Origin of the sequence: Paenibacillus sp. p3-SID867, from assembly GCF_025142895.1 — a bacterium.
Classification (GTDB): domain Bacteria; phylum Bacillota; class Bacilli; order Paenibacillales; family Paenibacillaceae; genus Paenibacillus_AQ.
Map to the genome: position 1 here is coordinate 214,244 of NZ_JAMBDM010000004.1, position 13,789 is coordinate 228,032.

Annotated in this window: 14 protein-coding genes and 1 pseudogene; 3 read left to right on the top strand and 12 right to left on the bottom strand. The window is 48.2% G+C overall.

Going from position 1 to position 13,789, the window contains the following annotated elements:
* Positions 1–10 precede the first annotated feature (10 nt).
* Together M4D81_RS09965 and M4D81_RS09970 are read right to left on the bottom strand one after the other, a co-directional pair.
* Positions 11–2,620 carry a carbohydrate-binding protein gene (locus M4D81_RS09965; protein ID WP_260065990.1) on the bottom strand — a complete coding sequence of 870 codons (2,610 nt, stop codon included), beginning with the start codon at positions 2,618–2,620 and terminating at the stop codon, positions 11–13.
* A gap of 20 nt (positions 2,621–2,640) precedes the next feature.
* Entirely contained in the window at positions 2,641–4,701 is a 2,061-nt protein-coding gene (locus M4D81_RS09970; protein ID WP_260065991.1) for an alpha-galactosidase, read from the bottom strand.
* A gap of 336 nt (positions 4,702–5,037) precedes the next feature.
* Between M4D81_RS09970 and M4D81_RS09975 the strand changes: the two genes are divergently transcribed.
* The 3 genes from M4D81_RS09975 (at position 5,038) to M4D81_RS09985 (ending at position 6,645) form a co-directional block, all read left to right on the top strand.
* Complete coding sequence (locus tag M4D81_RS09975) at positions 5,038–5,745, top strand: FAD-dependent oxidoreductase (RefSeq protein WP_260065993.1); 708 nt, start codon at positions 5,038–5,040, stop codon at positions 5,743–5,745.
* A gap of 175 nt (positions 5,746–5,920) precedes the next feature.
* The gene (locus M4D81_RS09980; protein WP_194543732.1) at positions 5,921–6,250 is read left to right on the top strand and encodes an ArsR/SmtB family transcription factor; all 330 of its coding nucleotides are present in this window, start codon (positions 5,921–5,923) and stop codon (positions 6,248–6,250) included.
* Positions 6,247–6,645 carry an SRPBCC family protein gene (locus tag M4D81_RS09985; protein WP_260065995.1) on the top strand — a complete coding sequence of 133 codons (399 nt, stop codon included), beginning with the start codon at positions 6,247–6,249 and terminating at the stop codon, positions 6,643–6,645. The genes M4D81_RS09980 and M4D81_RS09985 overlap by 4 nt, the downstream gene beginning before the upstream one ends.
* A gap of 157 nt (positions 6,646–6,802) precedes the next feature.
* On the opposite strand, the gene M4D81_RS09990 is transcribed toward M4D81_RS09985, so the two are convergent.
* The 10 genes and pseudogenes from M4D81_RS09990 to M4D81_RS10030 form a co-directional block, all read right to left on the bottom strand.
* Positions 6,803–7,279, bottom strand: coding sequence for a GNAT family protein (locus M4D81_RS09990; RefSeq protein ID WP_260065996.1), 477 nt, complete (start codon positions 7,277–7,279; stop codon positions 6,803–6,805).
* 113 nt (positions 7,280–7,392) lie between these two features.
* Entirely contained in the window at positions 7,393–8,121 is a 729-nt protein-coding gene (locus tag M4D81_RS09995; RefSeq protein WP_260065997.1) for a class I SAM-dependent methyltransferase, read from the bottom strand.
* Between the two features lie 33 nt (positions 8,122–8,154).
* Complete coding sequence (locus M4D81_RS10000; RefSeq protein WP_260065998.1) at positions 8,155–8,667, bottom strand: hypothetical protein; 513 nt, start codon at positions 8,665–8,667, stop codon at positions 8,155–8,157.
* A 17-nt stretch (positions 8,668–8,684) separates the two neighbouring features.
* Positions 8,685–9,566 (bottom strand): alpha/beta fold hydrolase, encoded by an 882-nt coding sequence (locus M4D81_RS10005; protein WP_260065999.1) that lies wholly within the window; start codon positions 9,564–9,566, stop codon positions 8,685–8,687.
* A 44-nt stretch (positions 9,567–9,610) separates the two neighbouring features.
* Positions 9,611–10,291, bottom strand: a complete 681-nt coding sequence (locus M4D81_RS10010) for an HAD family hydrolase (protein WP_260066000.1) — start codon at positions 10,289–10,291, stop codon at positions 9,611–9,613.
* Positions 10,292–10,308: 17 nt separating this feature from the next.
* Complete coding sequence (locus M4D81_RS10015) at positions 10,309–10,776, bottom strand: NUDIX domain-containing protein (protein ID WP_260066001.1); 468 nt, start codon at positions 10,774–10,776, stop codon at positions 10,309–10,311.
* 39 nt (positions 10,777–10,815) lie between these two features.
* Positions 10,816–11,166 (bottom strand): annotated as a pseudogene (locus M4D81_RS34785) (NUDIX domain-containing protein); the annotation flags it as partial.
* 96 nt (positions 11,167–11,262) lie between these two features.
* On the bottom strand, positions 11,263–11,802 hold the full coding sequence (locus M4D81_RS10020; protein ID WP_260066002.1) for a YfiT family bacillithiol transferase: 540 nt from the start codon (positions 11,800–11,802) through the stop codon (positions 11,263–11,265).
* An 84-nt stretch (positions 11,803–11,886) separates the two neighbouring features.
* Positions 11,887–12,237 carry an NUDIX domain-containing protein gene (locus M4D81_RS10025; protein ID WP_260066003.1) on the bottom strand — a complete coding sequence of 117 codons (351 nt, stop codon included), beginning with the start codon at positions 12,235–12,237 and terminating at the stop codon, positions 11,887–11,889.
* Between the two features lie 172 nt (positions 12,238–12,409).
* Complete coding sequence (locus tag M4D81_RS10030) at positions 12,410–13,702, bottom strand: LamG-like jellyroll fold domain-containing protein (RefSeq protein WP_260066004.1); 1,293 nt, start codon at positions 13,700–13,702, stop codon at positions 12,410–12,412.
* Positions 13,703–13,789 lie beyond the last annotated feature (87 nt).

The following is a 13,789-nucleotide window of genomic DNA, read 5'->3' on the forward strand; positions in this document are numbered from 1 at the left end:
TGACTTCGTATTATGGATTAGGGACGATTTTATAGAGCTTGGATTCAGCCGCTTTTAGCGTCACATCCAGCGAAGAGCCCGATGCCGTCTGAGATTGGCCGCTCCATACATCCGTCACCGTATAGGACGCCGCCCCGTCCGAAGCGATACCGGCACGAACGAGATCCACGGTATGCTGGGCCGCATGTTGCGTATAGTTAAACACGGCTACATAGTAGGTTCCCTGATCGTTTAGCACGAATACGTTCGCTGCCTGCGTGCCCGTGTTGCCTTCTACCGGCCGGAACGCCTTGCCCTTCATCGCCAGCCCGTTCACTTCCGGATTGGTCAGCAGCGTTTCCATGTACTGCCGTGCCGTCGCATCCGTTACGTCATCCGAATTCAGGAAGACCGTGCCGGAGATCGCGGCCGCATTGACACGAGACTGCGCACCTTCGATCGATCCGCCCTTGGTTAAGTGCATATAGTCCGGATCGGTATAATGGTAGATCGTTCCGTTCTGCCACCAGCCGTACGTGAGATTGTTCAGCTGGTATTCCGTGCTGCCGATGCTGCCGTCGATATCGCAGGAGATGCGGCGGCTGTGCGCATATTGGCTTGGGAACAGCGGCGCGATGGAAGCGCTGATGAACATGGAGCCGTCCAGCACTTCATTCACGTATGCCATCCCTTGGTTATAGGCCTGGATGCCGGTTTGAACGTTGGCATCATAATGCTTGCCTTCCATTGCCCCATGGCTTAGAAAATCGATTTTGATATATTCAAAGCCCTTGCTCTTGAACTTATTCATGTAATAATCGATCCGCTGCTTCACGCCCGGATGCGTCGGATCCACTGCATAAGCGCCGTCCAGCGTCGGCAGGACGTTGCCGTCCCAATCGCGCAGCACGATATCGCCGTATTTATATTTGCCGCTCGTCCCTTCGACTTCCTGCTCCATATTGTTGCCCCAGTACACGAACGGCGAATAATAGATGCCGGCCTTCTGTCCATTGCTGTGAATGAGCTGAACCAGATCCGTCAGCTGCTGATCCGTCATGTTATCCCAATAGGAATCGAGATTGATGTAGATATGGCCTTCATTGTTGAAGGAATGGTCCTGAATATGGTCTTTAAAATAATTGGAGACCGAGACCGCCTTGTCAAAGCTTAAATCACTGGCATAAGCTCCCCAGCTGTTCCAGCCGACCGGAACGCCTTCAGGAATGTCTTTGCCAAAGGCTAACGGAGGCTGGATTGCTGCATTCACCTGGCCAAACTCTTCCAGCCCGGTCCGGTAATCCTCGAAAAAGCCGACCATGATTTTCGGCGAAGCAATCTGCTTGCCGGTTACTTTTCCATGCGGAATCGTGTCCCACGTGGATGTGGATGACGTAAATCCGCCATATACGCGCAATTTGTTCAATTTGTCATTCGAGCCGCTCCAATAGATGCCGGTTTTCCACGTGTCATGGGTTACCGATCCGATAACGAGGCCGTTCCGGCTCGTATTGTCATAAATGGCCGTCAGCTCCGAGCTGACATACAGACCGTTGTTGAGGCCGGTATTCATCGACTTCGCTTGGTATCTGGACCAAGCATCATTGTCGAAAGGAACGACGAGGACCCGGTTATCGTCATAGCTGCCGATGTCGATGCCGCCTCTCGCTTCCATCGCGATAGGTGCGATGTTCCCCGTAGAAATTGCGGAATGATGGGAAGCGACCGTTTCCGTAAGCAGATATGGCCCGTCTTCATAGACGTAATAGATTTGGCTGAGCGATGGCATTCCCCCATCCTCATTCACGACCGTCACCTTGATGCCGTTGCCGGTGGCATCCTGGAATGGGACCACTTGATTTTTATAGAATTTATGATGTTTATAATCTGTACTTGCAACCATCCGGTCGAGCTGGATCTCGCTGTATAACCCCTTGGCAACCGGTTGGCCGTTCCAATTGTATTGCGACAATCCGGTCGAGGTGTTGTACAGCAGCTCATACGACGGATTGGATACCTTAAAGCCGTTGGCATATTCGGTTAAGGTGATGGAGCCATAGCTGGTGGCTTTCTTTTGCTTGCCTAAATCGCCAATGCTGCCATCCGGGCCTGATCCGTTTTCGCCGGCTGAATCAAAGGTCAGCTCAATCTTGTCAAAATCAGGCGAGTAGCCGCCTGCGTCATCGAACAGAATCGTGTTGCTGCCCTGATTCAAGTAAATTTGAATCTGATAGGTGCCGATCGTGTTCCAATCCGCCGTTTTCGGAAAACTGAAATTCTCCTTCTCCGCTCCGTTTACGGAGATCGAAGCCGCGCGGGAATCCCCGGAGATGTAGAACATGTTCATATTGTAGATACCGGCCTTATCGGCCTGAATCCCGTTGAACGTCAACGTGGAGCCGCCGTATAGATTGCCGGCTTTTTGCCCGCCGGAACAGAAGCCGCAATCGACCGCTCCTGCATTGCCGGTAAACGTGTTCTGAGATGCCTCGGCCTCGTAGGAAAGGATGCCTCCGGCCGTTTGACTCGGCTGCTGCGGTTCTGCCGAAGCCAAGGAGCTGCCTAGCACAGTCCCCGCTAACAGAATCGATAAGAAGAGCATGAATGATTTTTGGAAGAATTTGAACGGATGAATACGCACTGAACCTCTCCTCCTTCTACTCATTGATTTCGGCTTAATTTCAGGATTTTCGATTCGGCTGGCGCCAGCTCGACCGTGAGTGTACCCTCCGATTGACCTACAGTGCCTTCCCACACATCCAGGACCGTGTAGGAAGCGTGCGCCTCGAGGCCGCACCGTTCCAAGGAAACCGCCTTCTGCACGGACTCGGCCCCGTCAAAGTTAAATACGGCAATATACGTCGTTCCCGCTTCGCTCGGATGGTTCAGCACAAACGTATCCGCAGCCTGTTTCCCGAGATTCCCCTCTACGGGCACAAAGGTTCTGCCCAGTCTCGCAATCTCGATGATCGCCTCATTTCCCAGCCAGTTCTTGGTGCGCCATGCCGCTTCCTCATGCCGGAAGTCATCGCCCAGCAACAGCACCGTTCCCGAGATCACGGACGCGGTTAGACGGCTTCGCCCTTCATGGCGGGTCGTCGAATCCTGGTTGAAGCTTTTATAGATCACGGCATGGTCCGGATCGTTAAAACGGTACAGCGTATCGTTCATCCACCACCCGTGCGTCAGCGAGTTCAGCAAATATTCCGTATCCCGGATCGTTCCGAACACATCGCAGGAAATTCTGCGGCTGTGCGCATAGGCATAAGGGAACAGCGGGGCAATCGACAGGTTGATGAAGAACGGTCTGCCGATCCGCTCCGGGGAGAGTTTATCCGTCAGATACGACAATCCGTAATTATATGCAGCGATCCCCGTCGTAATATCCGGGTTATAATGCTTGCCTTCCAGAGCCCCGTGAGCCATGAAGTCCAGCTTGATATACTCAAATCCTTCGGAGACGAATTTATCCATGAACCAATCGATTCGCGCCAGGTTCCCGGGATGCGTAGGATCAATTGCAAGTCCGCCGTCAACATCCGGCAAAATCTCGCCATCCTGGTCGCGAAGCAGGATATCGCCATAGGTATACTTCCCATCAGTACCCTCCACGGGGTTCCCGAACCCAGCCGGACTTCCCCAGAACGCAAACGGCGTCCAGTATGTACCGGGTTTGTGCCCGTTCTTGCGGACTCTTTTCAAGGCATCCTCCATCTCGGCAGGCGTCAGGCGATCCCAGAACGCATCGAAATTCATGTACAGGGTATCCTCGTTATGAAAGCCCTGCGGCTGAACCTCCCGCTTCAGAAAATCGCTCGTCGCCACATAGAGGTCGTAATCCAGCGCGCTCATGGCGGCCGACCAGCTGTTCCAGCCGATCGGGACGCCGCCGTCCCAGTTCAGAGCAGGCGCTACTTTCGCATTCGCTTCCCCATACGCTTCGAGTCCTGTCCGATAATCGTCGTAATCCCCTACCATAACCAGCGGAGATTCGACGTGAGTTGATCTTACGTAGCCATGCGGCTGGGAATCTCGGGTCATGGTGTCGGCCGCGCCAGCGTACAGTTCCAGTTCATCCAGCTTGCCTGCGGTTTCCCCTTTGACGCGAATGCCGGTCTTCCACACGTCATGACTGATCGATCCCAGAATCAATCCATTGCGGCTATCCGGCTGGAACAAGGCCGTCACTTCGTAACTATCCGTCTCCAGAGGGGCCGTCTCCGTCAGGTAGCGCACCCATTTGTCATTGTCATAAGGCACGCGCAGCACATGCAGCGCTTCTCCCGGAACCGTCTCGCTCCCGCTCGATACGCTATCGGTTTTCACCACCGCGATGCGGTTTACCTTCAATTCTTCTCGGCCGACAATGACGATCCGTGTGATAAAAGATGAAGCCCCCTCATAGACGTAAAAATGCTGTTCCAGGCCTGGGAGCAGATCGGATTCATGCTTCATCACGACATGGATGCCTGTTCCGAACGAATCTTGAATCTTCTCCGGCTGGCCTATCATATAGTGGCGGTCATAATTCCCCGTGTGGTATTCCCGGCCCTGCCATCGAAAGCCGCTTCGTACATCTTGCAGAGCGAATCCCCTGCTGCCTGCGTAGGCGTAATCGCCTTTTTCCAAATCCACCTCAATGGCCACCAGACCATTCGCCAAGCGAATGTGAGTTTCGGCATTCACCTCCACGTTCACCGCCGTATCGCTGCTTCCTAACATTTGTGGATTGCCTCCTTCTGCGTGCATCTGTGCTGCATTCAGGCCGTTATAGCAACAAGCGCCTTTTACAGCTTGCTACCATTATAGAAGCGTGGGTAAAGCGCTTACTATACAACGATCTTCCGATCCATATCGGGATATAACGCATCTGGAGCGAATCATTTGTTAAAATGCAATATGGGCTGGACCGTGATCATATGGAGTTTAAATATGTCATTGACACGACACCAAATGGTGGCCTAAAATCAAAGTATCACTAAATGGTGTCCAATTAGAAGTTTGGTTGAAGATATAGTGATTGCATTACCGATAACGTTATAACAGGGAGATGGGAAAATGAGTTTTTTTCAGGATATGTTCTCCATATTCAAGAAGAGAGAACTGTCATTTATAGAAAGCCGCAAAGAATCAGAGGATGTCTATTCTTTTCTATTTGAAAGAGAGAAAGATTTAACCTGGAAGGCAGGGCAATATGGTTTGTTTAGCATTACTCATAAGACCATAAAAAACCCTACAAAACCATTCAGCTTGGCAGCTGCTCCTACAGAGAATATAGTTAAAATAACAACGCGCATCAGTGATGATCCCAGTGATTTTAAAAAAGCTCTATTAGAATTAAAACAGGGAATGAAAGTTAAAATGAGCGGCCCTGTTGGTTCTTTTTATATGCAAGATAACAGTCCTTCGCTTCTGATCGCAGGCGGAATTGGAATCACACCATTTCGGTCGATCCTTAAACAATTAGAGGCAGAAGGGAATCATGAGGGGAAGCAAAGAAAGCTGCTCTATTTGGATGGCAAAAAGTCTTATATCTTCAAGAATGAGCTAGATGAAATGGCTAACCATGCTTCATTAACTGTGACTTATCTTGATTCAAGAGATGACTTGCATCAGGAAATCGATACGTTTAATACCTTATATAAAAACAATGGAAAATACTTTATTGCGGGTCCGAAGTCATTGGTAGATTCGATTTCCACCCATTTGCAAAATAATCAGATTTCTAAGCGGAATATCAAAAAGGATGCCTTTTTTGGGTATTAGTTTAGAATGAACATTAGAGATTAACACTAACTCTCAAATCGAGTGATCGTCATTTCCAGGTATATCTGAAAATTTCACTTATAAAATCATGAAGCAGAGGTGGTGAAATTAACGGCGGTCCCTTCACACATCATTAGATGACTAACAACAAAATTAGACTTTTAGGAGGGTTGTCGTGATTGAGAATAATCCGTCCCGCGATGTATTTGACGCGATTGCAGATCCCACTAGGCGTCAACTGATTCATCTGTTATCACAGGCAGAGGAGAAACCGCTTCATGAATTAAAGGCACAATTTTCAATGGGCCGTACAGCGGTATCCAAGCATTTGACCATCCTTAAAGAGGCCGGGCTGGTGCTCGACCGGAAAGTAGGCAGAGAAACGCGATTTAAGCTAAATCCCGATCCGCTTAGAGAAGTTCAAGATTGGGTGGCTTTCTACAGCAAATACTGGACTACAAATATGCTGCGCTTGAACCAGCTGTTCGAGGAGGAAGAAGAATGAGTTTAATCTTATCCATGGATTTTCAGTACACGACATCAATCGAGAAGGCTTGGGCTGCCTTAACCGATTCAAGTAAGTTAGCAAAGTGGATCACGGAAAATGATTTTAAGCCTATCGTTGGACATCGTTTTCAGTTTCGCCATGAGCCGTCCGAATATTGGGATGGAATCGTTGACGGCGAAGTACTTATCGTAGAACCGCCCAATCGGTTGTCCTATTCTTGGGCTACCGGAGACGAGCGGCATATCGTTACCTGGACGCTGCAAGATTTAGGCGACGGCAAGGTTAACCTTCATCTCGAACAAACGGGCTTCTCCCATGTTCATGGACTCGAAGGGGCCAGATATGGCTGGAAAGAATGGTTCAACAAGTTTGAAAACGTGCTGGATCAATAACAGGCGTTCAACTCTGCTTGACTCGAATCAAGATAAACCGGCTGCAAATTTGCAGCCGGTTATCTTGAATGTCTACTTTGGATCAACTGACGGCTTATCGTTTCGGGTCAAGAACGCAATGAACTTCCCTCGTATAATTTTGATGCTGCACAATACCTTAATTAAAGGTCATCCATGCCGTACTTCCTAGAATCTCGAAATTCTGCTTGAACCAGAAATTCCGTGATTTTTCCAGGGTATAGACATACATTTTTTTGTTAGGATACTTTGCTTTGAGCCAGTTCACGAAGGAAGCCGCGTATCCTTTGCTTTCGAATTCTTTGAGTACATCCAAAGCTTGGATAAAGATAAAATCCTTCTTATTCTTGATATCAATATAGAAGTCCTTCTCCAAATACCGCTCATCGGCGCTAAAATAATCTTGTTCGGCCTTCTGGATGAGCTGCTTCCCGTTATCGTATTCCCACACGACTCCGTACCCCACCATCTCATCTTCCACCTCAATGATGCAGATTTCCTCCGGTAATTCCGCTAGGTCCACCGTGCTCAGTTCCCCTGCATGATAAGCCGATGTAATTTCACTTAGACATCGCTGCATTTCTTCATCAAATGACTTTGTAATCATCGTTGGCATTCTCTATTCTCCTTATGATCCATTAGCAAACATCTTCAAATCAAAAAAGCAGGGCTAACATACGTTCCCTGCTTCTCCAGTAGAATGTGTATGGGTTATTGTCCTTCGCAATTCTACCACAGATTCAGCGGTACGTAACCGTTCAACCCATGATAGCTAACATGCTTCCACCAGATCCCCGCGCATTCCGGCACGGTTGACCATTGGTTCGCCTGAATCTTGTCCGTCAGCTCTTCTCCGAAAAAGAATCCCGTGTTATGCAGCGCTTCTTCAACTGTTTCAAAAACATAATCCGTTCGAATCCACTGATGGTTAAACCCATATCGATGCTCCAACTGTTCGTAATAACCCGTTAAAAAATCGGGAGGATTCGGTGTCTCCGTTCCGGTTCCCATCGTTTCCAGAATCACAATCGTCCCGCCTGGTCTCAATACTCGCTGCAGCTCTGTCATGACAAGTTCAAGATTCTCACGCCAATCGTCATGACTCGAATCGGCCAGATAACTAATGCTCCAGCCCGATACGATCAGATCCACACTCGATGAATCAATCGGCAGGCTGCGATGATCAGCGACTACGGTCGTCCAATTACGGAAATCATAGGCTTCAGATAATTTACTATCCAAAATATCCAGCATCGGCTGCGCTATGTCAGTACATATCAAAGATCTGACGTATCCGGCTAGCAGCATAGATAATCGCCCTGATCCTGCCCCCAAATCAAGTACATCCAGCCCCTCGTATGGTTTTTTTTCATAAATAACTCCCGCTAAATCAGGCTGCTTGCTAATCATGGCCTCATAAGCTTCGGCCTGCTTATCGTAAATCCCGTTTGTTGACATACCATGCTCCTCCTATCCACCTAGATTACTGATTTAATTCTCCGCAGAAGTTCCTTGACTTCTGTTTATGAGTCCTTCAATCAACTTGTACAAAAAGCACAGTAGAAGCGAAAAGGCCATCATCATGAAGTACGTGTTTACATTAAAAAATTGATTATTCATATGTATCGATAAAATACCGGACGTAATGGATTCGATATGAGCCCAATCGACTTTACCATATTCTGATTCGAATGCCTCCGCTTGAATTTGTCTATAGATTTCGAGTCTTCGGAGCTGATATATGTAACCCGCTATGATATAGCCAGCCAGGGTAAAGATCAACAAACTTAACGAGGTAAGGGACATCTTTACATCTTTGAAGACACGAATCCATTGATTGACCAGAACAAGAAAAAGTATGCTCAGAGGGATGAACAGCAGAATGGCAGGATTGCCGTTCCCCGAACTCGTGCCGAGTTTAGGTGTCATCGCATTCCCGAATAGAACCACGAGCAGACAGAGAAGCGCACTAATAAACAGCCAGATGAATCGTTTTATCTTCATTGTTCATCCCCCTCCCCTCAAGCTTCCCTGCAAAAGCCTATTATCTCTTCATGAACGAGCCCCGGCATCTCATGATTGATCGCATGGCCCGCGCCCGGAACGAGGCGGTACCGCATCCCATTCGCCTCCAGTCTGGCAACCGCCTTCGGATAATAACTAAGCAGATCCTGCTCACCTATAACGAACAATGTCTTGCTGCGTATAGTCTGAATGTCGGCAGACGAATGGATTGTGATAGTGTGTTTCATCATGGAGCGATTGTTAAAGTACTTCAGCAAGTAGAACCAGTGCTGCATAAGCTCCGGATGGTTTTCGAATGCATCTGCATTCGTACCGCACAGCTTGCGAAGCAGTTTACGCACACTCCGTTCTGAAGGAAACAATGCTTCCGGTAGAAAAGCCCGCATCATTTTGTTCATCAGCTCAGATTGACTTCCGGCAATGCCGCCAGCCAAGCATACAATTTTTCTTACCCGATCCGGTCTGACAATGGCGTAGTGGTAGGCCAGATAAGCTCCATAGGATACGCCGGCAATATAGGTTGCGTCAACATTCATCGCCTCAAGAATCTCGTCCAACCATATTGCCTGATTAAAGTCCTGCGCATACCGGTCATTCGGCTCGCTTTTTCCCGAACCTCCGATATTATCCACGGCGATGATATGGAAATTCCGGGATAACTCCGCCACATTATATATCCACATCATGGCGACGTTATCGCCCGTTCCATGCAATAACAGCAGCGGGGGAAGATCCGATGAACCTGCCGTTATTACGTGTGTCATCCCGTACGAGGTGGATATATGGTGCTGCTCGTAAGGTACCGTCCATCCTGCCATCAGGCGGTCATAGGATTCATAGACGAGCTTTTGTCCATTATCGCTTTTAAATCGCTTCATTAACTGCACCTCCAAGACACTGGACTTTACCTTTTTGCTAGCCCTCAATCGTGTTCGGCATACATATGAATCAATTCTTCCAGCTTGTGTATCGTCCGATATGGCTTTATTTCTTCAGAGTAGTTCCAATTTCCATCTCGCGTAAACCATATGGGTTTGATTCCGCATTGTGCTGCTCCGATGATATCGTTATGCGGGTGGTCGCCGACGAACCACGTCTCTGATGGCCGTACGTTTAACAAATCTAAAGCCTTCCTATAGATCCTGGGATCCGGTTTTTTGACGCCAGCCTCTTCGGAAATCACGATGGAATCGAAGTACTCGCGTATACCCAATTGACGGATCTTCCCCTCTTGAACTTGGACGGTTCCATTCGAAATGATGCCAAGCCTCAGCCCCTTAGACTTCAAATGACGAAGTACAGGAAACAGCTGATCCATCGGCTGGATACAAAGCGGGATAGCTTCCCTGAAAAATGTCAGGTATTCATCGACCGTAGGCGGATTCTCCCACGGAAGATGCTCGACCAGCATCTTATACACTTCACGCTTATCCCGGTAGCCGTTCTGATCGGCTTCCTTAAATCGCTTGGCTATCCTAAACTGAGCATCTTCATCGGAGTCCGGGAAATACCTGGCAATCAATCGCTCAATAAACGAGTCAATCGCCGACCTTCTGTCCGTTAGTGTCTCATCCAAATCAAAGATTATCGCTTTTAACGTCATAGGGGACCTGCTTTCTATCAGAAATGAGCCCGCTCTCCATTCGCTTTGAAGAAAATATGCTCCGGATATTTTAAAGCCGTGGGTGGCAGCTGATCCTCCGGAAAGAATACGAGTTCAGCAAACTCGTCATTCTCACGATCCAACTTACCCGAAATGATGCGGCAATCAAACACAATCGTGAGGTACTCCACTTGATGTCCGTTGCTGTACGTATATCGGCGTTCTTTTCCACCATATACCCCAATGATTCGTTCAAGTACGATATCTAGCCCAGTCTCTTCCTTCGCTTCGCGAACCATCGCCTCTGCCGGGGATTCTCCCAGCTCGATGGCACCGGCCACAAGTCCCCATACATCTTCGCGATGCTTTCTTCCAAATAAAACAAAATCCTGATCATTACGGATAATGCCCGCAACGGACGGCATGAATATTAACTGGTCTCCGATCTTTTCTCTTAGATCCTTATAGTAATCTGACATTCCCATGATTTGATAGCTCCTTTGGATTCCTAATAAAATGAAATACTAGAATCTGTTCTCTATGATCAATGCCCTCATCGTATGTATCGCACTGATTAATGCATCTGTATCGCGTTGTCTACCTTTTGGGGTTGATGTCATTTCTATCATTTCAAAGGCCTGCTCCGCGCTAACCCACTTGATTTCCTGCGTTTCCTCATCATAATGAGCACTCCAACCTTCCGGACTCATCAAATAATATTTCGTCACGCATGTATCCGATTCATATTCACCCGGAATGGCTGCGATAATGCTGCATTTATACCCTGTCTCCTCTAACACTTCCCGGGTTGCGGTTTCTTCTGGGGAGCTATCGCTTAATTCAGCACCGCCTTTGGCGAAGGTCCAAACATAGCCGCCCCAATGGCCGCGCGGACTTCACCTGAGGACCTCTTGATTCTGATTGAACACAATGCCTCCATAAGCATACTTGGATCTCCAGCTCAATTGGGCTCACTCCTTATGTAACTTCGCGTTTTCACGGTTCAATATGGATGTTATCTGCGCGATATGATGCTGGTTGTGCCACACAAATCGCTGCAACGCGATATCCAGTGTAATGCTGCCGAGCAGTTGAGTTCTCATGGTTCTTTTGAAATCCTCGGGCCGTAAGTCCTTAAGCAGTATAAGAAAACGAAAATGAAGTGTTTCGAGAAGCGTAAGCGAGTTCTCAATGGGAACCTCCGTGTAATCACTCAGTTCAGCCCATAAATCCTCTCGGTACGAGTTTGCCATCGGCTCCTCCTCGGTCAATGCACGTTTAAATCGCAAGTATGCGTTCATGTCGTTATCAGCCAGATGATGCACGATTTGCTGAATGCTCCAGCCCTCCTCACGATAAGGCATATGCAGCTGAGAAAGGGGGCATTTCATTATGATTTGCCGGAGCGTCGGTACGATTGAAGGTATCTGTTGTATAAACCTCTGCCTCTCCTCCAATGTCGGCTCCACCTTCGGCTCAAAGGAACCCAGGGGAAAACGGATGCTGGCCACTTCCTTACCTCCTCGATACATCATCGTATCCTTCCCATACGAAAGAACTGTGTTCCACAACCAAAAATAATACGAAATTATCCGCTAAGCATTATGAATATGCGATGACCTCGAAGTTAGAAGCAAAGACGGATGAAACAATGCAAGCGAGTACTGCACGCCATTCTTGAGATTCTCAACGATCTGTCTCATGACTTCGGTATCCCGGAATTTCATGCCGTTATCCGCCAAGACATCAGGCAGCGTGACCCAGCGGGCAGCTTTAATCTCGCCTGTACCAATTTGAAGCGAGCCTCCCACCACTTCTCCGGTAAAATGAAACATGATCACAGGGTGATTCAAGCTGCCTATGAATGGATACACGCCTGTAGTGCCTGTCAAATGCACATCATATCCTGTCTCTTCCTTCACTTCTCTTATAGCCGCCTCGAACATAGCTTCCCCAGGCTCGATGCGCCCTCCCGGGAAGTTCCAGGTATGGTCTTAAATAAACAAAACCCACCTTAGGCGTTAACCATGAGGAGGGTTCTTGGATGAAATATCAACTGCTTAACATCATTCTACCGTTAACGGACATAACGCGCAATCGCGCGACGTTGTTACAACTTCAACTCAAATGACTCCCCTTCTCGCGCATAATGATCCAAGCTTGTCCATAAGGATCTTTAAAATCCAGAAACCATGCGAAGCCTTCGTCCCGAATTTGCTCAATTCTCGCACCAGCGGCAGATAAAGTAGAGCTCAGTTCTACGATATCCCGATTGGTTTTGAATATAAATGATGCCTCTTGTCCAGACTCCAGCTCCCTTGCTTTCACGCATTCCAATATCAAATTCGGGCTGTTGTACAACGTTAACATATAGAAGCCTTCTTCCTGCATCAATATGTTGAATCCTAAATTTCGGGTATACCAGTCAGCCGCTGCATCAATGGTATCTTTTGTAAAGACCATACGGATGTCGTCCAATCCCTCAAGAACCGGAATGGGCTCCTCCGCAGGCTCCACATGCGGCATTGGGGCAGGCTTATAACCACCTTCAAGATAGAGGGCTTCGATCTCACGGTCCTGCATGGCACGATTATAGATTCGCAGGTCGTCGATACGCCCTTGGAAAAAGAAATACGGTTCATCGGTTGATTTTCTACCTACATACATCGGTTCTTTATTATAGGGTGTAAAACTGCCTGTACGCTCAGCAACGAGACGGCCATTGACAACCATTCGGTAATGGGATTTCTCATAGGTTATAACCACATGATACCAGTGCTCCTTCACGATCTTGGTGTTCATCGATAGATCCGGTTCTCTAAGGAAACCATGGAACGTAATATACTCATCCTTCGTGCTAAGCTGCATCGCCCGGTTCTGGTGATGGCCATCTTGCGAGACAATCGCGCTATGCCATCCGCGGAGGATCTTGTGTGCATCATAATAACACCATACGGATACTGAAAAAGCATCATTCACAAGAATGGGCGGTTGATCGATCCGGACATAATGACTTCCGCCATCCAACACTAAAGCCCCGCCCTTCCGGCCAAAGCGGTCTTCGCCATAATTCCCGCCTTCTAGTCGCCCATGATGTCCCTCCCCGCTGGTATCTCTCACATCGCCGTCGAACAAATACTCAAGTACGAGTCCTTTTCGTAAATCGATGTTATGGACAGTCCTGCCAAAAAGCTCATCGATCGTGACCCCGAATACATCTGCCAGTATCGGAATCAGTAAAATATCCGGGCAAGATTGTCCATTCTCCCATTTACTTACGGCTTGATAGCTGACACCGAGTCTGTTAGCCAATAGCTCCTGTGTGATGCCGAGCTGTTTTCGCAGCCTGCCAATATTGTTACCAATCACGCCGTTTGCCTGATTCATCAATCCAGACACCACGCTTTCCATGAGATGCCTCTACTATACACAACAACCTCACGAAAAAACATAACGCGGAAGTAGAGTAAGCTAACATGCACTCAACCTCTGGTTGAG